The sequence below is a fragment of the Haloferula sp. A504 genome (assembly GCF_044385805.1).
Taxonomy (GTDB): Bacteria; Verrucomicrobiota; Verrucomicrobiia; order Verrucomicrobiales; family Akkermansiaceae; genus Haloferula.
Map to the genome: position 1 here is coordinate 1 of NZ_JBISBU010000053.1, position 21,738 is coordinate 21,738.

Below are 21,738 nucleotides of genomic sequence, written 5' to 3' on the forward strand. Positions count from 1 at the left end.
CCGCCACGCCTATTCCTCCTCGATCACGATGCGCGGAAACACCGGCTTGGGCTTGCCGGTGGCGTGGCCGTCGGGGATCAGGCCCCAGGCGAGGTCGTCGAGCTTGAGCGACAGCAGGTTGTCCATCCTCAGCTGGTGGGCGAGGCGTGCGGCGGGCTCGGGAAGAACCGGGGAAAGCAGCACCGTGAGGTGGGCGAGGCTCTCGACCATGTGGGCGAGCACCGTCTCCAGGCGCGCTTTCTTCGCCGCGTCCTTGGCCAGTTCCCACGGCTTGTTGCGCTCGGCGTAGCCGTTGCAGTGGGTGACGTGGTCGTTGATCGCCTTGAGCGCGGCCGAGGGGTCGAAACGGTCCATGGCCTCCCGGTAGTCGGCGGTGGCCTTTGCCAGCGACTCGCGCAGCGCGGTGTCCTGCGCCTCGGGTTCGTGAGTCGTGGTCACGACGCCGCCGCAGAAGCGCCCGGTCATGTTGAGCGCGCGGTTGCACAGGTTGCCGAGTTCGTTCGCCAGCTCCTGGTTGTAGAGCATGACGAGGCGCTCCGGATCGAAATCCGAATCCTTGCCGGTGACGATGTCGCGGGCGAGGTAGTAGCGCACCGCGTCCGGGCCGAAGCGGTCGGCGAGCTGGTCGGGATCGACCACGTTGCCGAGAGACTTCGACATCTTCTCGCCCCTGATGTTCCACCAGCCATGGACCAGCAACCGCGGGAGCTGCTCGTCGGGAAAGCCCATCGCGTGGAGCATGCAAAGCCAGTAGATCCCGTGGGCCGGGACCAGGATGTCCTTGCCGATGATGTGGAGAGGCGTCGGCGAGCCATCGGCTGGCCACAGCTTGTCGAAATCTGGCAGGCCGGCATCGTCGGCCGCCAGGTAGCCGGCGAACGAGACGTAGTTGATCAAGGCGTCGAACCAGACGTAGGTCACGAACTCGGGATCGAAGGGGATCTCGATGCCCCAGCGCAGGCGCTCCTTGGGGCGGGAAATGCACAGGTCCTGCTCGCCGGCACGGTCGACCGCCCCGAGGAGTTCGTTGCGCCGGAAGGCGGGGATGACACTGTCTTCCCTACTAGACACGTAGTTTTTGAGCCACGCGGCATGGGCGGAGAGGCGGAAGTACCAGTTCTCCTCCTCGATCTCGACCACCTCGCCCCATTCCGGGCCGAAGGAGCCGTCCTCGTTGCGGTCGCGGTCGGTGAGGAACTGCTCCTGGCGCACCGAGTAGTGCCCCTTGTAGCCCTTCTTGTAGAGTTCGCCCTTCTCCCTGAGGGAGGTGAGGATCTGCTGGACGCAGGCCTTGTGGCGGTCGTCGGTGGTTTCGGCCCAGCCGTCGTAGTCGACGCCGGTCTTCTTCCACAGGTTGAGGAAGAGCTTGGTCTTCTTGGCGGCGAAGGTCGCGGGATGAATGCCCTCGGCTTCCGCGGTCTGCTGGACCTTCTGGCCGTGCTGGTCGACCCCGGTCAGGAAATAGCACTCGTCGCCGCGCAGCCGGATGTAGCGGGCGAGGACGTCGGCGAAGATCTTCTCGTAGGCGTGGCCGATGTGCGGCGCGCCGTTGGTGTAGTCGATGGCGGTGGTGAGGAGCATGGAGCGTAAAGCGTGGGGCGCGGAGCGATTGGAACTTGGACCTTCGGACTTGGAACTTCAGCCATCGGCTGAGCGGTCCACCTTGCCACCGAGCGAGAGGATGCGGGCGTTGCCCTTGGCGGCTTCGGCCTCGGGGATGTTGCCGTCGCGGACGTACATCTGCGAAAGCGAGGTCCAGGCGAGGAGGTCGTTGGGCCGGAGGGTGGTGGCCTGGAGTCCGCAACCGATCGCCTCCTTGACCTGATCGAGTTTCAGCAACGCCATCCCCAGCGCGTGCCAGCCGTCGAAGAATTCCGGATCGATCGCGACACAGCGGCGGTAGAGGGCGGCCGCTTCTTCGAGATCGCCGAGCGCAAGGCAGCCGTTGGCCTCGTCGAAAAGCTCGTCGCGCTCGGACATCGGTTCAGGGACGCGAGGGCAGGGTGACCTGGGCCTCGGCGGTGCGCTGGCGCAACCAGGCGTCGAAGGTGGCGGTTTCGGCGTTCTGGCTGATGTTCGCCGCGAACTGGTCGACCTGCTGGCCGCGGTTGTCGTCCTTGATGATCTGGCGGGCATCGACGTGGATGATCACCGCGCGATCGTCACTGATGAACGGCTCGGCGAACTCGCCGGGATTGGTGGTCGACGCGAGCTGGAAGATTTCCCGCGAGTTGAACTCGTTGTCGAGCGAATCGGTCATGCCCCAGGGGCCGAGCTTGCGCGGCTCGAGTTCGAGCGCCTTGGCCGCCTCCTCGAAGCTCTTGCCGCCCGCCATGGCTTCCTCGAGGGCCGCGGTCTTCGCCTCGACCTCGGCGGCGAGTGCCTCGCCGGCGTTTTCGGCGATGTAGTCCTCGCGGACCTCGTCGCGCGCTTCCTCGAAGGTTTTCTCCCGGGCTTCGTCGAGTTCGTCGAGGCGGACGACGATGAACTGTGCCTCTCCGACGGCGACGGCATTGGTGAAGGGAGCCAGCGGATCGGGGCCGGTGGTGAGCCCGAAAATCAGGTCGGCCAGCTGGGTGCCGGCGTAGGAGGAGCGGGTCCGAAGCTGGAGATCGGCGGGCAAGGTGCTGCGGGTGAGCCAGTCGGTGCTGATGATCTCCAGACCGTGGTTCTCGGTCGCCTTGTCGAAGGCTTCTCCTTCGGTGGAGTTCACCTCGTTGATAAAATCGTTGGCCAGATTCGCCACTTCGAGATCGACCTGCCGGCGCTTCTCCTTGCGTTCCTCCCGCGCGGCATCTTCGGCGGCCTGTTCCTCGTCGGTCTTCTCGGGTGCATCGGCCGGCTCCGGCTTCTCCTGGATCTCTTCCGGGTATTCCGGCGAGGCGAGGACGTAGCTGACCTTGACGCGCTGCTCGGTCTGGTAGGCTTCCTTGCGGGTTTCCCACCAGGCCTTCAGGTCCTCGTCGCTGGGATCCAGCTTTGCGCGGAACGGCTCCATTTCGATGGAGGCGACGCTGGCTTCCACCTTCTGGTCGCGGACAACGGTCATCGCCTCGGCCAGATGGCGACTGCCCTCGAGTCCACCGCCGATCAGGGTGCGGAGCTGCTCGGTGGCGATGATGTCGCGGACCAGTTCGCGGAAGTCGCGCTCGACCATGCCGTAGGAACCGAGGCGCTTCTGGATGAAGGTATTGTAGCTGGCCTGATCGAACTCTCCAGGGGTGCCGGGAGGGGAGCCGAGGGGTGGCTGGGCCTGGAAGATCCGGAGGCCGCGAACAAACTCATCCACCTCCTCATCGGATGGCTGGATGCCGAAATCCTCGCGGGCCTGCTGGATCAGCATGCGGCCGGTGAAGAACTGCAGCTCCTGGTTATCGGCCTCGGTGGCGTCGCCGCGAAGGGTGTTGATGAAACCGAACAGGCGGTAATCGGGGATGCGCTGGATCAGCTCGTAGGGTGCCGCGCCCAGCTTCTGCACTTCCGAGACCGAGTAGGCGCGACCGTCGATGGTGACGGCGGTTCCGCCGGTGCCGGAGCGGGTGAAGAAGCCGCTGGTATCCATAAAGATGAAGCCCAGCAGGAGGAGGACGATGACGATGAAGATCAGTCCGGTGTATCGGCGGATGTTTTCGATCATGGAAGAGGTGCCGCGCTTCGGCGGGGCGGAAGTAAAGGGAGCGCCCGGAGAGGCTTCAATCCTTATTCGCAGGGGATTTTCAACCGACGTCCCGGGACACGCGCCCGAAAGGCTCGGTGAGTGATCCCGGGCACCGCGACGCCCCGGCTTTGACGAATCGCCTGGAAGCGGATTGTCGAAGGGAGCCGTGCATCCGGCGGGAGGCGGGCCGTGGTTTTCCGGGATCGCGATGGCCCGAAAAAAGTTGCCGCCGGGGAGCACCCACTCCCCGACGGCTGGAGAGTTGCCAAGTTCGCGTTCCGGGGGGATGACGGAACCGACAACTACTGTTCACCCTTACATGAAAACTGCACTAACGCGCGGTTTTCAGAGGGTTGAGACCCGGAGAAGGGGAGAGTGTTCAATCATTCTGAAAAAAAGAACCGCTGTCGTCATCCCGGGCTTGCCCGATCGGGGCGGAAGACATGGTTTGGCGGGGTGACGGGAGCGGAAATCCGAGAAGCACTGGAGCAGGCGGGCGTGCGCCCGAATCGGCAGCTCGGGCAGAATTTTCTCTGCGACCCCGGCGTGGCGCGCTGGATCACCGACCAGCTCGAACCCCGGCCGGAAGACACGGTGGTCGAGGTGGGACCGGGGACCGGGGCGCTGACGAGCGAGCTCATCGGGCGGGTGAAGCGCCTCGTGCTGATCGAATTCGATTCCCGCCTGGCGGCCTGGCTGAAGGAGAGGTTCGCCGACCGCGACGAGGTCGAGGTCCATCACGCCGATGGGGCACGGTTCGACCCGCGGGTTCTGTGGAAGCACCGGCCGGTCAAGTTTCTCGGCAATCTGCCCTACTCGGCGGGCGGGGCGATCCTGAAGAACTTCCTGTCCGCGCCCTGCCCCTTTTCGCAAGCCGTGATCATGCTCCAAAAGGAGGTGATCGATCGCATCGGCGCCGGACCCCGGACCAAGGACTACGGGGTGCTGACGCTGCGCATGCGCAGCCAGTGGGACGTCCGCCCCCTGAAGGTGATCCCGCCGGAAGCCTTCCATCCCCGTCCCTCGATCGACTCGACGGTGGCGGTGCTGACGCCGCTGGGGGACCGTTTTCCCGTCTTCGATCGCCGGCGTTTTGACGAGCTGATCCGCCGGGGGTTCTCCCAGCGGCGCAAGCAACTGCGCAAGCAGATGCCGGAGGATCCGGGCTGGGACGCAGTGGCGGAGCGGCTCGGCATTTCCGCGACCGCCCGGGCGGAGGAGCTGGATCTCGACGACTGGGTGGCGGTGACACGGGAATACGATCCGCACCCGCTCAAGGAGATCGCCCAGCGGGACGACGAGCTTTTGGACGTCGTCGATGAGCAGGATCAGGTGGTCGGCCAGGCCACCCGGGCCGAGGTCCATGCCAAGAAGCTCCTGCACCGGGCGGTGCATGTCTTCGCGGTGAACCGGCGCGGCGAGTTGCTGCTTCAGCAGCGCTCGCGCCTGAAGGATGTTCACCCGGGAGTGTGGGACTCCAGCGTCGCCGGGCACCTTGACGCGGGGGAGGACTATCCCGCGGCGGCCGAGCGCGAAATGGCGGAGGAGATGGGCATTCGCGATGCCGAGCCGGAGGAAATCGGGCGGATCCCGCCGTGCGCGGCGACCGGCTGGGAACACGTCTGCCTGTATCTGGTGCGATGGGACGGCAGACCCGAGTTTCCCTGCTCCGAGATCGAGTCGGTCCTGTGGCTGCCGCCGGATGAAATCGACGCCTGGATCGAGGTGAGCCCGCAGGACTTTGCGAGCGGATTTCTGGAGTGCTGGAAGCTGGCGCGGGGACGAAGATCCTGAAATTATTAAAGGTTTCCGAAAACTTTTTAATTATTTCTTGTCCGGAAAACCGTATCAAGTAAGCTGGAGGTCGCTTCCCTAAGCACCTGTTCCAAAAACCAGCCATGAAAAATGCCACCCGGGACGCGGGACTGGTCGGATCGACCATGAACCCGTCGCCACGTTTTCGGGGATTGCCGGGACTCACCCTGATCGAACTCGCGATCGTGATTCTCGCGTTGATGCTCTTTGCGACGATCCTTCTGGTCGGTGCCCGCGCGTGGAAACGTGGCAGCGACCGAACCATCTGCATCACCAACATCGCGAGCGTGCAGAAGGCGGTGCGCGGCTATGCGAACATGTCCGGCCTGAATCCCGGAGACAGCGTGCCCAATCTTGAAATGAAGGTGATCGGTCCCGACCGCTTCTTCGAAGCCCTGCCGGCCTGTCCGACGCAGGGGGTCTATACCTTGGGCGGCAACCAGATCCCGCCGCTCGGCGATCTGTATCTCGATTGTTCCCTGGCGACTTCGCACTCCCACCTGCCGGAGCGCATCGCCGATTGGTAGGTGCCGGACGCCGGCGGATTTCCCGGATTGCAGGAGGGCCGGTCTCGGTGAATGTTCGGAGCGTGTCCGCCACGCTGACCGCCCAACGAAACAGCGACGTCCGCCTCTGGCTGATGGCGATGCTGGCGTCGGTGGGCATCAATGGCGGGATCATCCTCGTCCTGGCGGTTCTGGCGGTGCGTTCGCTGATCTTTGCGCCGCCGGTCGATCCCTCGTCCGCGAGCGCTCCCAAGGACCGGGTGATGACCATCCAGCCGGTGACGCGGGCCGAGGAGACGCCCGCCCCCGCAAAGGAGCGTCTCGGATTCGCCCGGACCTCGGAGGATCAGCCTGCCGGCATCCCGGAAGATCCGGATTTCATCGGCGAGCGCGACACCCTGGGGACCAGCGAGACCGCCCCCGATCCCGATGCTCCGGATCGACCGAGTCAGGATGGGATCGCGCCGCGGGTCGAAGGCGAGATGGAGACCACGGAAAGCGATTACCAGGACGGGCGACTCGACATCGTCGATCCGGCAGGAGTGCCGGCCGAACCCACCGTGGCGGCACCACCCACCCCGCCATCCGAAGCGGAAGAGGCGGCCGAAACCGCCGAAGCGAGCGAGTCGACGTCGCCGCCGCCCCTCGACGCGCCGGAGGAAGGCGATCCGGGTGGCCGTCGCGAGACCCTCGCCGAGAGTCCCTTTCCGGTCGATCGCCCGGTGCCGCCAGAGATGGCGGAGGAGGAGCCGAAGAGCGTCCCCGAGAATGAAGAGCCCGCCGAGGAGGCGCAGGAACAGGTTGAGGAGAGTCCGAAGGAAAAGCCGCCTGCCGTCCGCACCGAGGCCGGATCGGAGCCCGGCTTCCGTGGTTTCCAGCGAAAGACCGAACTCAAGGGGTCGATCTCGCGCCAGGGACGGTCGGCGCTCGATGTGAAGGCCGGTCCGCTCGGTGCGTATCATGCGGCGCTCAGTCGGGCGATCGAGCGCGAGTGGCAGCGGCAGGTGGTCCGCAACCGGGATTTCATCACGCCCGGCGTGCTGAGGATCCGGGTCGTGCTCGACGAGAACGGGCGGGTGCGCTCGGTCGGAACGGTTGAGGAAGTCGGCGTCGGCACGATCCAGAAGGGCTTCACCCACATGGCGATCCGCGATGCCGACCTCCCGGAGATGCCGGCCGCGGTGAAGCGCGAACTCGATGGCGAACCGCTGGAACTGCTTTACAACTTCATCTTCTGAGGTCGAGCTTCGGCCCGCATCCGACGCATGAATTCCCCCGTTACTTCCATTCTCGCCGCCGCCTCGCCGGGCCTCATCGAGCAGATCGGCCTGTTCTTCCGCGAGGGCGGTGTGTTCATGGGCATGCTGGGGGCGACCTCGGTGGTCGCCGTCGCCGCCATCCTGTTCAAGTTCCTCACGCTTTCGCGGGGTCGGATCCTGCCGGCGGACCTGGCGCGGGATGTGGAGTCCTTCGAGTCGCTCATCCGCAACAAGCAGGTCGCTCCCGTGCTCGAGAGGTTCGAGGAGGGGGAAAGCACGCTGGCCCGCCTGTGTGCCGAGACCGTCCGCCAGCGCGGCAAACCGCAGTCGGAGATCGCCGAGCCGGTGCAGGCCCTGGCCCGTGCCGAAATCGTCCGGCTGCACTCGGGCATGACGGCCATCGACGTCGTCATCAGCGTCGCTCCGCTGCTCGGGCTGCTGGGCACCGCCTCGGGGTTGGTCGTGGTTTTCTCGGGACTCGAGTCGGATGCCGACTGGTTGATGATCACCGCCGGCATCGGCCGCGCGCTGAAGACGACCATCGTCGGCATGGCCATCGCGGTGCCCGCGATCATCGCGCAGGGCTTCTTCCAGCGGAAAATCGAGACCTATGCCGCGCGACTGGAAGTGCTGCTGACCTCCCTGGCGCACCTTTGCGAACGGTCGCCGCGGCTCGGTGAGGTGGAACCCGCCAAGACCGACTGATGCGCTTCGAACGTCCCGCGCCCCGTCCGCGTCAGGTGCCGATCGTCTCGCTGATCGACATCCTCTTCATCGTGCTCATCTTTTTCATCGTCTCCTCCGAGTTCAAAAAGAAGCGCGACGTGCTGAAGATCGAGTTGCCGACGGTGCGCGAGGTCGAGTCGATGACCATCGCCGACGCGCGATCGGTGCTGGCGATCGACGCCGACGGCGCGCTCCGGCTTGATGACCTGACCGTGCCGAGCCTGGGGCTGCTCGAGGCCTATCTGACCGCCTACGTGAAGGAGAATCCGGCCCGGAAGCTCGAGTTGGAGGCGGACAAGGACGTCTCGCTCGAGAAGCTGGTCCTGATCTGGGATGCATTGACCGCCGCCGGGATCGAAGTTACCGACGTTCCGGCGCGCATCGCGCTGCCTGCCGAAGAGCCATGATCCTCGACATCGTCCAACTCGGGCACCCGGTGCTCCGCGAACGCTGCCGCCCGGTCGAGCGGGTCGACGACGACATCCGTCGACTGGTCGACGACATGATCGAAACGATGCATGCGGCGCAAGGGGTGGGTTTGGCCGCACCTCAGGTTGGCGTGGCGCAGAGGCTTGCCATCGTCGATGTCGCCCACGACCCGGACTGCGTGTCCTTCCTGCGGGTCAATGGCGAGGAGGCGGAGCTGGCGGACCTGATGCCGCTCGTCTTCATCAACCCCGAACTGGAATTCGGCGAGCACAAGGAGAGCGACATCGAGGGTTGTCTCAGCATCCAGGACGTGCGGGCCGAGGTCAAACGGCCGGCCGCGCTCAAGGCGACCTTGCCCCAGTTGGATGGCACGATTCTCGAAGTGGAAACCGACGGCTTGCTCGCCCGCGCCATCCAGCACGAGACCGATCACCTCAACGGGGTTCTCTTCATCGACCGCATCTCGCCGGCGGCCAAGGTCCGCCTCAAGCGCAAGCTCAAGCGTCTGATGGCGGGGGAGCCTTGATTCGGGCATTGCCTGAAGGACTGAATCCCTCTGGAATGCCGCGCCTTCCGGCGGCGTGCCGGCATTCCGATGAACTACGAAGACAAGATCGCCCGGCAGGTCGCGGCCATCCCGCGCTCGGGGATCCGTGATTTCTTCGAGTTGGTGCAGGGCCGGGACGACGTGATCTCGCTGGGCGTCGGCGAACCGGACTTCGCAACGCCGTGGGGCATCCGGGAGGCGGCGATCTATTCGCTGGAAAAGGGGCAGACGAGCTACACGTCGAATCTGGGCCTGCCCGCGCTGCGGCGGTCGATCGCCCGCTACGTGGAGGGACTGTTCGGGGTCGGCTACGATCCGGCGGGAGAGGTGCTGGTGACGGTCGGCGTTTCGGAGGCCATCGACCTCGCCCTGCGTGCCCTGCTCAATCCCGGCGACGAGGTGATCTATCACGAGCCCTGCTACGTGTCGTATTCACCGAGCATCACCATGGCCTACGGCACGGGCGTGGCGGTCGAGACGAAGAAGTCCGACGGGTTCTCACTCAAGCCGGAAGCGCTGGCCGCGGCGATCACGCCGAAGTCGCGGGTCCTGATGCTGAACTTCCCGACCAACCCGACCGGTGCGACGGCGAGCCGCGCGGACCTCGAAGGCATCGCGAAGCTCTGCATCGAGCACGACCTGATCGTGCTGAGCGATGAGATCTACTGTGAGCTTCGCTACGATGAGGAGGATCACCTTTCCATCGCCTCGCTGCCCGGGATGCGCGAGCGGACCGTGCTGCTGCACGGGTTTTCCAAAGCCTTTGCGATGACCGGTTTCCGCCTCGGCTATGCCTGCGCCCCGCAGCCGGTGATCGAGGCGATGATGAAGATCCACCAGTACTCGATGCTGTGCGCGCCGATCATGAGCCAGATGGCGGCGATCGAGGCGCTGGAGCGCGGACTCGCCGAGGTCGAGCGGATGCGACAAAGCTACCAGCAACGCCGCGACTTCGTGGTCCGGCGGCTGAAAGGGATGGGCATCGACTGCCATTCGCCGGGTGGAGCGTTCTACGTGTTCCCCGACATCCGGAAGACCGGTCTCGACAGCAAGGGATTCGCCATGCAGCTGCTGGAAGAGGAATCCGTGGCCGCCGTGCCGGGAACGGCCTTCGGCCCGTCGGGCGAAGGATTTCTGCGCTGCTGCTACGCGACGGCCTTCGAGGACCTCAAGACCGCAATGGAGCGGATGGAAGCATTCGTCGGAAGACTGGGATGAGTGCGGAGTCGGACAGGTTGCGGATCGAGGAGCCGACACTCTGGGTCCGGCGGCAGGTGATTCCCTTCGCCATCTTCATGGGCTTCCTGCTGCTATTGCAGGTGGCGGGTGGTTTTTTCGCCGTCGATCTGCCCAGTCAGCCGTGGTGGCGCCGGGCGCCGGAGCACTGGATCTATCCGCTGCAGACGGTCGTCTGCCTGGTGGTCCTGGTTCGCTGGTGGCGCTCGTATGAGTTCCGATGGTCGCTCCGCTGGTCGTTGATCGGTGCGGTCTTCGGTGTGGTGGGAATCGGCTTCTGGGTTCTGCCAACCCATCTGTTCGACCTCCTGAGCCTGACCAAGGACGGCTGGTGGAAGTGGTTCGGCTTTGCGCCGAGGCGCGATGGCTTCAATCCGAGCGAGGTCTTCATGGAAGGGGGTGCCGCGTGGTGGACCTCGCTGATTTTCCGTTTCGTCAGGGCGGCCGTGGTGGTGGCGCTGGTCGAGGAGATCTTCTGGCGGTCGTTCGTGATGCGGCTGGTGGTCGATTGGGATGGCGACTACTGGAAGCAGCCCTTCGGCAAGCCCTCGTGGTTGTCGTTCGCGGTGGTCGCCGGGCTGTTCATGGCGGCGCACCGGCCGGTGGACTATTTCGGGGCGTTCATCTACGGCGCGCTGACCTACGTGCTGTGCATCTGGTCGCGGAACCTCGGTGCCTGCGTGGTGATGCATTTCGTGGCCAACCTGCTGATGGGGCTCTACGCGATGGGCTTCGGAAAATACGGGCTTTGGTAGGCACGTTTTCCCGGGCTGGCCATGGATGGCTCGACCGTTTATCCTCCCGCCATGCCGATCCAGTTGTTCAGCGAGTCCGGTTTGCTCGAGCGGGGTGGCCCGATCATCTGGCTCCAGCTCGGCTTGGCGTTTTTCGGCGCCGTGTTCGTGGTCGAGAGGCTGTTCTTCTTCCACCGGGCCCGGATCAACGTCGGCGACCTGCTGGTAGGGCTCTCGAATCACGCCCGGCGCAAGGCCTACGCCGAGGCGCTGCACGAGGCGGCGCGGGCGCCGGGGCCGGTGGCGCGGGTCGCCCACGCGATTCTGCTTCGCCACCACATGGAGCGCTCGGATCTGCGCGACGTCGCCCAGGAGGCGGGACAGCTGGAGGTGCCGCGGATCGAGAAATACATCCGTGGCATTCTGGCGGTGGCGCTGCTCGCGCCGCTGACGGGCATGCTCGGCACCGTGCTGGGGCTGACCGAGATGTTCCAGGAACTCGGCGACAGCGGTCAGGCGGTGTCGTCGGTGAAGCTCTCCGAAGGGGTCTTCCAGTCGCTCGCGACCACCGGTCTGGGGCTGGTAATCGCCATTCCGGCCTATCTCTTCTACCTTTACTTTCTGGGCCGGGCGAAGCGCCTGTTCCACCGCATCGAGCGGACCGGTATCGAAATGGTGAACATCATCTGCGACTCGCGCGCCGAGACAGGAATCGTTTCGATCCGTGACGAGTTGGGATCGCGCCGGGAGGGCAGGGGATGAAGTTGGAGACGACATTGCCGGAGCGGGTCGGCTTCCTTCAGGTCGTGCCCGCCGCGGACCTCTTCGCCCTGTTGCTGGTGGCCATCCTGCTGGGGCAGTCCTTTGTCAGCGAGGCCGGGGTCCAAGTCGAGTTGCCGGTTTCCCGCTACCAGCTGACGCGTGCCTCCGACGCCTCGGTGATCACCCTGACCGAGGGAAAGGATCCGGTACTGTGGCTGGATCGCGAGCGGATGTCGGAGGAGGAGTTGATCGAAGCCCTGAACGCAATCCGTGAGCGGTCGGCCGGCGTGCCGAGTGTGTACTTGCGCTCGGACAAGGCGGTGGCCGCGGGCGAGGAGCGGCGGGTGGCGGAACTGGCTCTGGCCGCCGGCTTCCGGGTCTATCTGCTGGGTCAGCCAAAGGAGGGTCCGTGATGTTCCGGGGGCGCCGTCAATTGCAACGCCGCGACCAGGAGGCCGGGCTTGGCTTCAACTGGCGGGTGCCGGTGTCCAGCGCGGGATCCTTCCTGCTGGCGATTTTCGTGGTGGCGTTGATTTCCCTCGGCTTGGCCATGGCGGTCCGCGTGAGCATCGGAGTGCCGAGCCGCGGCGAGCCCGAACAGGCCACGCTGGCGATTGTGCCGGACGGCACGGGCAGGGTCTGGTCGGAGCGCCGGGCGATCGAGGCCGGGCCGTTTCCCTCGCGATGGAATCCGGCTGCCGACCCCCGGTATGCGGCACTGCGTCGCGAGGCATTGAAGGCGGCAACGGCGGGCGGACCTACGTATCAACCGGAGCTTGTGGAATTGCAGTGGATGAGGTCGGCGGTCAACGACGACCCGGATTTCGAGGGGGCCGTTCTTCCTCCTTTGCCCCGAGGAAGCGAAGAGGGTCGGGTCGAGGAGTCCCGCGAGGTAATGCTGGCCGCACGGGTCCTGGACGAGAGCGGCACGAAGGAGTTTTCCCATGCCAGCCTGCCGCTCGCGGCCGGCAAGGCGGGGGAGTTGGTCGGCGGGCGGTTCATGCTCATGCATGATGCCGGCGGGCAGGTGCTGGATGTGGTGCCGATCCGTTCGAGCCAGCCCGTCGTCCTGCAATGGCTTTCGCGGGGACTGGTGACCGGAAACGAGCTGGAGCCCGGGTGGCTGACGGTGGAAATCGTGGTGGGCCGATGATCGACCTGAGCCTGGAGCAACTGGCGGGATACGCGATCGGCTTGACGATGACTCTGATCGTTTTTCTCCATCTGCGTGAGCGGCGGCGGGTGGCGAAACACGAGCGCCGGGCGGTGCGGGACCGGGTGGTGTGCAGGCTCTGCCTCGCGGTCTTCGAGGCGACGAGCCGGGATCCCGTGCAGACCTGTCCGGAGTGCGGGGGCGCGACCGAGCGGGGTGGCTCGCGTCCGTTGGGATGAGGCTTGCGCGGCGCGGTGGCAGCGTCTAAGCACAAAAAGCCCGCAGGGCGAGAGTCATATGATGAGTGAACGACGAGTGGTGATCACGGGAGCGGGCTGCGTCAGCCCGCTCGGCAACGATGCGGAATCGACCTGGTCCGGCATGAAGGAAGGTCGCAGCGGCATCGGAAAGATCACGCATCTCGATGCGTCGGCCTATTCCTGCCGGATCGCGGGCGAGGTGAAGGACTTCAATGCGGCCCCGTTCTTCAACAACCCCAAGGATGCGCGGCGGGCGGACCGTTACGTCCAGCTTGCGGTGGCGGCGGCACGGATGGCCTACGACGGATCCGGTATCGCCGAAGCGCAGAATTTCGACCCGACCCGGATCGGCGCGATCATCAGCAGCGGCATCGGCGGGCTCGGCACGCTTGAAAACGAGCACGCGAAGCTCGTCCACAAGGACGGGGCAAAGGTGTCGCCCTTCCTGATTCCGATGATGATCGCCAACATCGGCAGCGGAATTTTCTCCATGGAATTCGGCCTCGGCGGTCCGAACATGGCGATCGTCACCGCCTGTGCCACCTCCAACAACTCGATCGGCGAGGCCTGGCGCATCATCAAGTTCGGCGATGCCGACGCGATGGTCGCGGGTGGCGCGGAAGCCAGCATTCTCCCGTGCGGCCTGGGCGGGTTCGGGAGCATGAAGGCGCTCAGCACCCGCAACGACGATCCGGAGGCGGCCTCGCGTCCGTTCGACCGCGATCGCGACGGCTTCGTGATGGGTGAAGGTGCGGGTGTCGTGGTTCTGGAAGAGCTGGAGCATGCCAAGAAGCGTGGAGCGACCATCTTGGCGGAGCTCGTCGGCTACGGAGCCAGCGCCGATGCCTACCATCTCAGTGCCCCGTCACCCGACGGCACGGGTCCGGCCAGGGCAATGACCATGGCCTTGAAGCACGCCGGATTGAATCCGGAGGATGTCGATTACCTCAATGCGCACGCGACTTCGACCGGACTCGGCGACGTGGCCGAGGTCCGGGCGATCCAGCTGGCCTTCGGGGATCACGTGAAGAACGGGCTGAAGGTGAGTTCGACCAAGTCGATGACCGGGCACATGCTCGGGGCCGCCGGTGGCTCGGAACTGCTGGCATGCCTGATGGCGATTCGCGATGGCGTGGTGCCGCCGACGATCAACGTCGAGAATCAGGATCCCGAGTGCGATCTCGACTGCGTGCCCAACACGGCGATCGAGATGCCGGTGAACGTGGCCTTGAGCAACAGCTTCGGCTTCGGCGGACACAACGCGTCGCTGCTGGTGAAGCGCTTCGCTTGATTCCGAATCCGCTCCGATGAGCGGTTGGGGTCAAAGAAGAAGGCGAACCCGTCCGGGTTCGCCTTCGAAAATTTTTCCGACCGGAGAAGGGGGTTCAGGATTTCTTCGCCGCCTCGGCTTCGTCGGCCTTGGCGTCCTGGGAGGCACTCATGTAGCGCCAGCGGACCTTGTGGCGCTTGGGAGCGGTGCGCTGCTTGCGCAGGCGGCGTTGAGTCGGGGACTCGAAGGCGCGACGGCGCCGCATTTCCTCGAGAATCCCTTCGGTATCCAACTTCGTCTTCAGACGCTTGAGTGCCCGGTCCACCGGTTCACCCTTCTTGACGCTGACGCCACGCATGCTTTTTTCGGTCATTCTGTGTACAATCCTTTCTGGTCGGGGCGCGGAGGCTATCCGGGACGCGCAGGCTGTCAAGCAAGGAGTACGCAAGGATTGCGGTTGGGAAGCGGCGGATGGGGAAGCCGCAGCTACCGTCCCGACTCCGACCTGTGTTTCTTGAAGATCGCCAGGGTCCGCTCGCGCTCTGCCTTGTGGTCGAGGCAGGGGAGCGGATAGTCGTCGGCGATGGGGCGCCCGTTTTCCGGAGCTTCGTGAAGCGCGTTGGCCGGCACGTCGGCCAGTTCGGGCACCCAGTGCCGGATGTAGTCGCCCTTCGGGTCGTGCCGCTTCGACTGCGACCAGGGATTCTGGATCCGGAAATAGGGTGCCGCATCGGCCCCGGTGCCGGCACTCCATTGCCAGCCCCCGTTGTTCGATGCGATCTCGCCGTCGAGCAGGTGCTGCATGAAGAAGGACTCCCCAAGACGCCAGTCGAGATGGAGGTCCTTGGTTAGGAACATGGCGGTGATCATCCTCACCCGGTTGTGCATGAAACCGGTGTTGAGGAGCTCGCGCATGCCGGCATCGACGATGGGAAAGCCGGTCCGGCCCTCCTTCCAGGCTTCGAATTTCTCGCCGGGCTCATCCCAGGGCAGGTCCCGCCAGTCGGGATTGAACTCCTCCTCGAGCACGTTCGGGAAATGATGGAGGATCGCCATGTAGAACTCTCGCCACGCCAGCTCCTTGACGAAGGTGTCGAGGCCCTGGCGGGTATCCGGCGAGCGGGTCGCCTTGCGGGCCTCCTCGACCCGGCGGAAAATCGTGCGCACCGAGAGAAGACCGAACCTCAGATCCTGGGAAAGTCGCGAGGTTCCGGCGACGGACGGGCTGTCGCGGCGTTCTGCGTAGCGGGCGAGCCGCTCGTCGACCGCCGTCTTGAGTCGGTCGAGCGCGGCCCGTTCCCCGGGCTCGACCAGCCGGGCGTCCGGCTCGGGGAGGCCCCAGTGCGAAACATCGGGCAAATCCTCGGAGCGAAGGTTTCGGGGGGTGCCGAGATCCTTCGGCCGGGGCAGCGGGGGATCCTTGTCGAGTGAGAGCCAGTTGTTGCTGTAGGGCGTGTAAACGCGATAGGGCTCACCGGCCTTGGTGAGGACCTGCTGCGGCGTGTGGAGGGTGACGTCGTGCCAGCCGTGGCATTCGATGCCCCACTCGGCACACTTCTCGGCCAGCCGCCGTTCGACCTCTTTTCCGTGGGGATCCGGGTCGCGGTTGAAATGGATGGCAGTGGCCCCGGTCTCCTCCACCAGCTCACGCAGGCGCTCGATGGGACCACCCGTGCGCAGGATCAATCGGCCACCGAGTGTGCGGAGATTGGCATCAAGGGATCTGAGGCAACCGCAGAGAAAGTGCTGGCGCTTCGGCCCGGTCCAGGCGTGTTTTTCCTTCCAACTGCTTAAGAGATAGCAAGGAACAACGGCATCGTGAGCCATGGATGCCCGCAGCAGGGCGGTGTTGTCCAGGACGCGGAGATCGCGTCGAAACCAGTGGATTGCCGGGCCCATGCCGATCAGCAAAGCCCGGCATTCGGACGACGCAAGCCCGGAGGTCCGCCGCAGGTCATCAGGCGGTGTCGAGGATCTTCTCGATCTTCTTCACCGTGGTGGCGCTCAACTTGCCCCCGATGCGGCGGGAGCGGGAGAGTACCTCCTTGATTTCGTCCAGGGCGGCCTCGGCGGCACGCAGGGACTTTCTTCCCCCTCCATACTGTTTGTCGGAGAAGTACTTGGTGAAAGTGGCTCCTCCACGGCTGATGCAGAGCCTCCATCCCTGGAAAGCGGTGTTCTCGTAGGTGAAGCGGGTGAGATTTCTTTTGGACTTCATGATAGCCCTTCGTTCGGCTGTCTTCATGTGGCATCATCGCACGTCATCCGGGGGAATGCGACAGGTTTTTGATTGGGAAATGTTAGGCTTTCTACGAGGGATTTTTCTTCGCTGGGGGGTGAAATTTGCTTTGCCAAGCCGGTGGGGTTCCCCTTAAGTCCCCGCCCGCGCGAGCCTGCCGAACCGCCGTAGGTCCTCCGGGCAGCCCGTTTCACAACGGCCTGTCATGCTCGTCGGAGGGAAACCCGGCAAATCGAACCCGACCATGTCAACAACCACACTGTCTCGATTCGAGATCCCCAACCGCCTCGTCCGCGACGAGGATACCGCCTCCGACGTTTACGCCCAGTTTGTTGCCGAGCCTTTCGAGCGCGGCTACGGGCACACCCTCGGAAACTCCCTTCGCCGCGTGCTTCTCGGCTCGCTCGAGGGCGCCGCGATCACCTCGGTCCGCATCGCCGGCGTGCAGCACGAGTTTTCCAGCCTTCCGGGCGTTGTGGAGGATGTCACCGACATCATCCTCAACCTCAAGAAGGTGAAGTTCAAACACCACGACAAGGAGCCCCGCATCCTCACCATCAAGGTGGAGAAGGAAGGCGTCGTGACCGCCGGCGACATCCAGGAGGACAACCTTTACGAGGTGGTCAACAAGAAGCAGGTCATCTGCACCCTCGACAAGAAGGTGAAGTTCGACTGCGAGTTCGAAGTCCGCGTGGGTCGCGGCTTCTCGACCGGCGATGAGAACAAGCGCAAGGACCAGCCGATCGGCGTGATCGCCATCGACTCGATCTTCTCGCCCGTCACCCGCGTCAAGTATGCGGTGGACAGCACCCGGGTCGGCCAGATGACCGACTACGACAAGCTGGTCCTCGACATCTGGACCGACGGTCGCGTCACCCCGCAGGACGCCCTGCTGCAGGCCTCGGCCATTCTCCGCCACCACCTCGACGTGTTCGTCAACTACGACGAGAACGCGGTGGACTTCGAGGAGGCTCCGGCCGAGGCGAGCGAGGAGAATGCCGCACTGAAGAAGCTTCTCAACATGTCGGTGAACGAGATCGAGCTTTCGGTCCGCGCCGCCAACTGCCTCAACAACGCCAACATCACCTCGGTGGGTCAGCTGGCGATGAAGACCGAGGCGGAAATGCTCAAGTACCGCAACTTCGGCAAGAAGTCCCTCAACGAGATCAAGGACAAGCTCTCCGAGCTGGGCCTCGGTCTCGGCATGTCGCTTGATCCCACGCTCCTCACCGGTCCGGTGGCGGGTGCCGCTCCGGCACCGCGTCTCGGGGTGGAGGATGAGGCTCCCGTGGGCCTTGCCGACCTGATTGCCCAGAACCTCGACGACTGATTCGGACCATGAGACATCGCAACAAGACCGCAAAACTGAAGCGCAACGCCTCCCAGCGTCGCGCCCTGCTGGCCAATCTGGCCTGCAGCCTGATCGAACATGGTCGGATCCGCACGACTCTGGGCAAGGCCAAGGCGCTCCGTCCGCTGGCGGAGAAGCTGGTCACGCTCGGCAAGCGGGGAGACCTGCACGCCCGTCGCCAGGCCGTCGCCTTCCTGCGCCACAAGGACGTGGTGAAGAAGCTCTTCGATGAGGTCGCCCCGCGTTCGAAGGATCGTCCCGGCGGCTACTGCCGGATCACCAAGCTCGGTGCCCGCATGACCGATGCCGCCGAGATGGCCTTCATCGAGTGGGTCGATCTGCCGGCCGAGGATTCCGACGAGCTGGAAGCCGCACCTGCGGCTGCCGCCGAAGAACCCGCCGCCGAGGCCAGCGAGGAAACCGCCGAGGAAACTCCGGTGGAGGAGACCGCCGAGGAGGAAACTCCCGCTGCTGAAGCAGAAGTCACCGAGGAGGAAGCTCCCGCTGCTGAAGCGGAAGTGGCCGAAGAGGAGGCTGTCGATAGCGAGGAGACCGAGGAAGAGAAGCCCAAGGCCTGATTCCGGACTCCATTGCCTTTTAAAACGCCCGCAGGATTTCCCTGCGGGCGTTTTCTTTGGATCGGGACGACTCGGTCGCCTTCGGACAGATCCTTGATAAATCGGGGACCGCTGCTTCGTTCCCCGGTGCCATGAACGGGCATGTGTCAGTCTGGATTGTCGGTCTTGCCGGCCTGGCCATGCCGTTTTCCGCCGTTGCCGAGGAGGTTCGTTTCAACCATGACATCCGGCCGATTCTCTCGCAGAAGTGCATCGCCTGCCACGGGCCGGACGCGAAGCACCGGGCGGCGGAGCTTCGTCTCGACACTCCAGAGGGTGCCTACGCGGCACTCGAGGAAGGGATCGGGCATGCGATTGTTCCGGGTGATCCGGATGCCTCGGTGTTGATGGCCCGTATCCTTTCCGATGATCCCGAGGTGGTGATGCCGCCGCCGAAGTTCAACAAGACGGTCACGCCCGAGGAACAGGCGCTGCTCAGGCGTTGGATCGAACAGGGTGCGGAGTATGAAGCCCACTGGGCATACGTGCCGTTGAAACGGCCGGAAGTTCCGAAACCGCGGAAGCATGCCGGTCTGGTGCGAAATCCCATCGATGCCTTCATCCTGGATCGACTGGAGGAGGAGGGGATCGAGCCGTCGCCGGAGGCTGATCCTGCCACGCTGAAGCGCCGGATCAGCCTCGACCTGACCGGATTGCCACCGGAGCCGGGTGGGAATGAGAATGTGGTGCAGACGATCGAGAGGGCCTTGGGCAGCGAAGCATTTGGCGAGCGGATGGCGGTGCCGTGGCTCGACGTGGTTCGCTTCGCCGACACGGTCGGCTACCACGGCGACCAGAATCAGCGGATCTTCCCCTATCGCGACTACGTGATCGACGCCTTCAACGACAACAAGCCCTTCGACGTCTTTGTCCGCGAGCAGTTGGCCGGCGATCTTCTCCCCGATGCGACGGATGAGCAGCACATCGCCAGTGGCTTCAACCGGCTGAACCTGGTCACCCGTGAGGGAGGGGCGCAGTCGAAGGAGTATTTCAAGAAGTATGCGGCGGACCGGGTGCGGGCGGTGGGGACGGCGTTCCTCGGACAGACGACGGCCTGCGCCGAGTGCCACGATCACAAGTATGACCCGATCACGCAGCGCGACTTCTATTCGCTGGCGGCCTTCTTCGACGACGTCATGCAATGGGGCGTTTACAACAATTATGTCGGGGGAACGAAATACACCGGCAACAACGATCCCTACACCCCGGAGCGCATCGTCCGTCCCGATTCCCTGGTGGAACGCTTGAACCTTCTCCGCGACCGGGCCTTCCAGAGTCTGGAGACGGAGATGGTCTCCGAGGCACCTGTGGCGGGGCTGCAGGATCTTCGCGAGTTTGCAAAAGGTCACCCCGATGGCTGGGCCCCGCTGAAGCCCGTGACGGTCAGGTCGGAGAAGGCGACGCCGCATGAACTCGGGGAGGATTCGACGGTGCGTTTCAGCGGTCCGGCGGTGAAGGACGAGCGCACCGGGATCGAGCTGGAGTTCGCCGCCGATCGTCTCGGCAGCCTGCGTCTCGAAGCGCTTCCGGATCCCGAGCATGGTGCCGTGGGCCGCGAGTCGGGCGGGCATTTCACGCTCAAGCCGGAGTTCTTTTTAGTGCCGCGGGAAGGCGATCCGCAGAAGCTTGCGATCCGCTGGTCGCAGGCGGATCTCGATCGGGAGCACGGTTTCGCCGGAGGCATCGATCATGGTGACCGGCGGACTCTGCAACTCGATCCGAAGCAGGGCTGGCAGTCGGCGCCGAAGCCGGGTTACGAGGGCCCCGATTCGCTCGTGCGGCGGACGCAGACCGCCGTCTTCTGCCTCGAGAATCCGCTCGAGGTCCCGGAGGGGGCGATGCTGAAGGTGGTGCTGGCGGGCAACACGGCTTCGATACTGAGGGTTTCCCAGAGCCCGGTGCTGGATCCGGTGGCGGGTGAAGCGGCCTTCACCGAGGCCTTCCATCGGGCACTCCGCGAGGACAGCACGACCGCCCATGCCGCCTGGCATTTGTGCGAAACGCCGCCCGCAAAGTTGCCGCAGGGCTATCGGGATCTGCTCGACCAGATCCGGGAATGCCGCTCCGGGTGGACCCGGACACTGGTCACGGTGAAGGTCGATAAGCCGGAATTTCCCACCCGCATTCTTCCCCGGGGTGACTGGCAGAACGACTCCGGGGAGCTGGTGGAACCCGCGGTGCTTTCGTTCCTGCCGTCCGAGTCGCTGCCGAAGGACCGGAAACTCACCCGGCTCGATCTTGCCGAGTGGATCGTCGCCGACGAAAACCCGCTGACCGCCCGCCACTTCGTCAACCGCCTGTGGAAGCAGTTCTTCGGCAGGGGCTTGTCAAACATTCTCGACGACCTCGGCGGCCAGGGCGAGCCGCCGTCGCATCCGGATCTTCTCGACTGGCTGGCCGTCGAGTTCCGCGAGTCGGGCTGGGACGTGAAGCACATGGTGCGGCTCATCCTCGACTCGCACGCCTACCGGCAGGAAAGCGCCCGGCGGGGCGACTTGCTGGAGGTCGATCCCTACAACCGGCTCTTTGCCCAGCAGGGGGCGCGACGGCTCGACGCCGAGTTCATCCGTGATCAGGCACTGGCGGTCGCCGGGCTGCTCGACACCTCGTATGTCGGCGGTCCATCGGTCCGCGTCTATCAGCCCGAGAATTACTACGCCAACCTCAACTTCCCGACGCGGACCTACGCGCCGCACCTCGACTTCCGCCAGCACCGGCGGTCGGTGTATGTCCACTGGCAGCGCACCTTCCTGCTGCCGACGCTCGCGAACTTCGATGCCCCGGCCCGGGATGAGTGCGCGGCCGACCGCTTGCAGGCGAACATCCCGCAACAGGCGCTGACCCTGCTCAACGATCCGGTGTACGTCGAGGCGGCCCGGGGGTTTGCCGTCCGGGTGCTGAGCGAAACGCCGGATGCCGAGCCCGCCGGGCGCCTTGCGCGGATGTTCGAGCTCGTGCTTTCCCGACAGCCGGACCAGCTCGAGCGTCAGCGGTTGCTCGATTTCCAGAAACGGCAGGAGCAGAACTTCCGCGAGGGCACGGACGACGCCAACGCCTTCCTCGGCATCGGCATCGCGCCCGTGCCCGAGGGCTTCGATGCCCATGAGCTGGCGGCCTGGACGCAGACCGCCCGGCTCGTGCTCAACCTTCACGAAAGCATCACCCGCTACTGAGTC

The 21,738-nt window shown here is 64.8% G+C and carries 22 protein-coding genes; 16 read left to right on the top strand and 6 right to left on the bottom strand.

The features are described 5' to 3' along the window. Positions 1–9: 9 nt before the first annotated feature. The 3 genes from metG to ACG2LG_RS18865 are packed head-to-tail and all read right to left on the bottom strand — an operon-like array spanning position 10 to position 3,637. Positions 10–1,581: a methionine--tRNA ligase gene (metG, locus tag ACG2LG_RS18855; RefSeq protein WP_396261628.1), complete on the bottom strand. Its 1,572-nt coding sequence runs from the start codon at positions 1,579–1,581 to the stop codon at positions 10–12. Positions 1,582–1,638: 57 nt separating this feature from the next. Continuing rightward, positions 1,639–1,980: a tetratricopeptide repeat protein gene (locus ACG2LG_RS18860; RefSeq protein ID WP_396261630.1), complete on the bottom strand. Its 342-nt coding sequence runs from the start codon at positions 1,978–1,980 to the stop codon at positions 1,639–1,641. A 4-nt stretch (positions 1,981–1,984) separates the two neighbouring features. Further along, positions 1,985–3,637 carry a SurA N-terminal domain-containing protein gene (locus tag ACG2LG_RS18865; RefSeq protein WP_396261632.1) on the bottom strand — a complete coding sequence of 551 codons (1,653 nt, stop codon included), beginning with the start codon at positions 3,635–3,637 and terminating at the stop codon, positions 1,985–1,987. Positions 3,638–4,114: 477 nt separating this feature from the next. Between ACG2LG_RS18865 and rsmA the strand changes: the two genes are divergently transcribed. The 13 genes from rsmA (at position 4,115) to fabF (ending at position 14,376) form a co-directional block, all read left to right on the top strand. After that, positions 4,115–5,452: a 16S rRNA (adenine(1518)-N(6)/adenine(1519)-N(6))-dimethyltransferase RsmA gene (rsmA, locus tag ACG2LG_RS18870; RefSeq protein ID WP_396261634.1), complete on the top strand. Its 1,338-nt coding sequence runs from the start codon at positions 4,115–4,117 to the stop codon at positions 5,450–5,452. 104 nt (positions 5,453–5,556) lie between these two features. Next, positions 5,557–6,000: a type II secretion system protein gene (locus ACG2LG_RS18875; RefSeq protein ID WP_396261636.1), complete on the top strand. Its 444-nt coding sequence runs from the start codon at positions 5,557–5,559 to the stop codon at positions 5,998–6,000. 62 nt (positions 6,001–6,062) lie between these two features. Further along, positions 6,063–7,217 carry a hypothetical protein gene (locus ACG2LG_RS18880; RefSeq protein ID WP_396261637.1) on the top strand — a complete coding sequence of 385 codons (1,155 nt, stop codon included), beginning with the start codon at positions 6,063–6,065 and terminating at the stop codon, positions 7,215–7,217. Positions 7,218–7,244: 27 nt separating this feature from the next. After that, the gene (locus tag ACG2LG_RS18885; protein WP_396261639.1) at positions 7,245–7,943 is read left to right on the top strand and encodes a MotA/TolQ/ExbB proton channel family protein; all 699 of its coding nucleotides are present in this window, start codon (positions 7,245–7,247) and stop codon (positions 7,941–7,943) included. Then, on the top strand, positions 7,943–8,371 hold the full coding sequence (locus tag ACG2LG_RS18890) for an ExbD/TolR family protein (protein ID WP_396261641.1): 429 nt from the start codon (positions 7,943–7,945) through the stop codon (positions 8,369–8,371). The genes ACG2LG_RS18885 and ACG2LG_RS18890 overlap by 1 nt, the downstream gene beginning before the upstream one ends. After that, entirely contained in the window at positions 8,368–8,919 is a 552-nt protein-coding gene (gene def, locus ACG2LG_RS18895; protein WP_396261643.1) for a peptide deformylase, read from the top strand. Before ACG2LG_RS18890 ends, def begins: the two co-directional genes overlap by 4 nt. A gap of 69 nt (positions 8,920–8,988) precedes the next feature. Further along, positions 8,989–10,158, top strand: a complete 1,170-nt coding sequence (locus tag ACG2LG_RS18900; protein ID WP_396261644.1) for an aminotransferase class I/II-fold pyridoxal phosphate-dependent enzyme — start codon at positions 8,989–8,991, stop codon at positions 10,156–10,158. After that, positions 10,155–10,931: a CAAX prenyl protease-related protein gene (locus tag ACG2LG_RS18905; RefSeq protein ID WP_396261646.1), complete on the top strand. Its 777-nt coding sequence runs from the start codon at positions 10,155–10,157 to the stop codon at positions 10,929–10,931. Before ACG2LG_RS18900 ends, ACG2LG_RS18905 begins: the two co-directional genes overlap by 4 nt. 51 nt (positions 10,932–10,982) lie before the next feature. Then, positions 10,983–11,672 (top strand): MotA/TolQ/ExbB proton channel family protein, encoded by a 690-nt coding sequence (locus ACG2LG_RS18910; protein ID WP_396261648.1) that lies wholly within the window; start codon positions 10,983–10,985, stop codon positions 11,670–11,672. A 2-nt stretch (positions 11,673–11,674) separates the two neighbouring features. Further along, a complete protein-coding gene (locus ACG2LG_RS18915; RefSeq protein ID WP_396261649.1) occupies positions 11,675–12,085 on the top strand; it encodes an ExbD/TolR family protein in 411 nt (136 codons plus the stop codon). Between the two features lie 20 nt (positions 12,086–12,105). After that, entirely contained in the window at positions 12,106–12,825 is a 720-nt protein-coding gene (locus tag ACG2LG_RS18920) for a hypothetical protein (protein WP_396261650.1), read from the top strand. After that, complete coding sequence (locus ACG2LG_RS18925; protein WP_396261651.1) at positions 12,822–13,064, top strand: hypothetical protein; 243 nt, start codon at positions 12,822–12,824, stop codon at positions 13,062–13,064. Before ACG2LG_RS18920 ends, ACG2LG_RS18925 begins: the two co-directional genes overlap by 4 nt. A 61-nt stretch (positions 13,065–13,125) precedes the next feature. After that, on the top strand, positions 13,126–14,376 hold the full coding sequence (fabF, locus tag ACG2LG_RS18930) for a beta-ketoacyl-ACP synthase II (RefSeq protein WP_396261653.1): 1,251 nt from the start codon (positions 13,126–13,128) through the stop codon (positions 14,374–14,376). Between the two features lie 94 nt (positions 14,377–14,470). Here fabF and rpsU read toward each other — a convergent pair whose 3' ends face one another. The 3 genes from rpsU to ACG2LG_RS18945 form a co-directional block, all read right to left on the bottom strand. After that, positions 14,471–14,728 (bottom strand): 30S ribosomal protein S21, encoded by a 258-nt coding sequence (gene rpsU, locus ACG2LG_RS18935; RefSeq protein ID WP_396261655.1) that lies wholly within the window; start codon positions 14,726–14,728, stop codon positions 14,471–14,473. Between the two features lie 113 nt (positions 14,729–14,841). Further along, positions 14,842–16,254: a cryptochrome/photolyase family protein gene (locus ACG2LG_RS18940; protein ID WP_396261656.1), complete on the bottom strand. Its 1,413-nt coding sequence runs from the start codon at positions 16,252–16,254 to the stop codon at positions 14,842–14,844. A 58-nt stretch (positions 16,255–16,312) separates the two neighbouring features. Continuing rightward, entirely contained in the window at positions 16,313–16,573 is a 261-nt protein-coding gene (locus ACG2LG_RS18945; RefSeq protein WP_396261658.1) for a hypothetical protein, read from the bottom strand. A 265-nt stretch (positions 16,574–16,838) separates the two neighbouring features. Between ACG2LG_RS18945 and ACG2LG_RS18950 the strand changes: the two genes are divergently transcribed. The 3 genes from ACG2LG_RS18950 (at position 16,839) to ACG2LG_RS18960 (ending at position 21,735) form a co-directional block, all read left to right on the top strand. Beyond that, positions 16,839–17,924: a DNA-directed RNA polymerase subunit alpha gene (locus ACG2LG_RS18950; protein WP_396261659.1), complete on the top strand. Its 1,086-nt coding sequence runs from the start codon at positions 16,839–16,841 to the stop codon at positions 17,922–17,924. 8 nt (positions 17,925–17,932) lie between these two features. Further along, positions 17,933–18,523, top strand: a complete 591-nt coding sequence (gene rplQ, locus ACG2LG_RS18955; protein WP_396261660.1) for a 50S ribosomal protein L17 — start codon at positions 17,933–17,935, stop codon at positions 18,521–18,523. Between the two features lie 143 nt (positions 18,524–18,666). Then, positions 18,667–21,735 (top strand): PSD1 and planctomycete cytochrome C domain-containing protein, encoded by a 3,069-nt coding sequence (locus ACG2LG_RS18960; protein ID WP_396261662.1) that lies wholly within the window; start codon positions 18,667–18,669, stop codon positions 21,733–21,735. The last annotated feature ends 3 nt before the right edge of the window (positions 21,736–21,738 follow it).

Coding starts and splice junctions, on each gene's coding strand:
- metG (WP_396261628.1), bottom strand. CDS start 1,581: ATGCTCCTCACCACCGCCATCGACTACACCAACGGCGCGCCGCACATC.
- ACG2LG_RS18860 (WP_396261630.1), bottom strand. CDS start 1,980: ATGTCCGAGCGCGACGAGCTTTTCGACGAGGCCAACGGCTGCCTTGCG.
- ACG2LG_RS18865 (WP_396261632.1), bottom strand. CDS start 3,637: ATGATCGAAAACATCCGCCGATACACCGGACTGATCTTCATCGTCATC.
- ACG2LG_RS18875 (WP_396261636.1), top strand. CDS start 5,557: ATGAAAAATGCCACCCGGGACGCGGGACTGGTCGGATCGACCATGAAC.
- ACG2LG_RS18885 (WP_396261639.1), top strand. CDS start 7,245: ATGAATTCCCCCGTTACTTCCATTCTCGCCGCCGCCTCGCCGGGCCTC.
- ACG2LG_RS18890 (WP_396261641.1), top strand. CDS start 7,943: ATGCGCTTCGAACGTCCCGCGCCCCGTCCGCGTCAGGTGCCGATCGTC.
- def (WP_396261643.1), top strand. CDS start 8,368: ATGATCCTCGACATCGTCCAACTCGGGCACCCGGTGCTCCGCGAACGC.
- ACG2LG_RS18900 (WP_396261644.1), top strand. CDS start 8,989: ATGAACTACGAAGACAAGATCGCCCGGCAGGTCGCGGCCATCCCGCGC.
- ACG2LG_RS18905 (WP_396261646.1), top strand. CDS start 10,155: ATGAGTGCGGAGTCGGACAGGTTGCGGATCGAGGAGCCGACACTCTGG.
- ACG2LG_RS18910 (WP_396261648.1), top strand. CDS start 10,983: ATGCCGATCCAGTTGTTCAGCGAGTCCGGTTTGCTCGAGCGGGGTGGC.
- ACG2LG_RS18925 (WP_396261651.1), top strand. CDS start 12,822: ATGATCGACCTGAGCCTGGAGCAACTGGCGGGATACGCGATCGGCTTG.
- fabF (WP_396261653.1), top strand. CDS start 13,126: ATGAGTGAACGACGAGTGGTGATCACGGGAGCGGGCTGCGTCAGCCCG.
- rpsU (WP_396261655.1), bottom strand. CDS start 14,728: ATGACCGAAAAAAGCATGCGTGGCGTCAGCGTCAAGAAGGGTGAACCG.
- ACG2LG_RS18940 (WP_396261656.1), bottom strand. CDS start 16,254: ATGGGCCCGGCAATCCACTGGTTTCGACGCGATCTCCGCGTCCTGGAC.
- ACG2LG_RS18945 (WP_396261658.1), bottom strand. CDS start 16,573: ATGAAGTCCAAAAGAAATCTCACCCGCTTCACCTACGAGAACACCGCT.
- ACG2LG_RS18950 (WP_396261659.1), top strand. CDS start 16,839: ATGTCAACAACCACACTGTCTCGATTCGAGATCCCCAACCGCCTCGTC.
- rplQ (WP_396261660.1), top strand. CDS start 17,933: ATGAGACATCGCAACAAGACCGCAAAACTGAAGCGCAACGCCTCCCAG.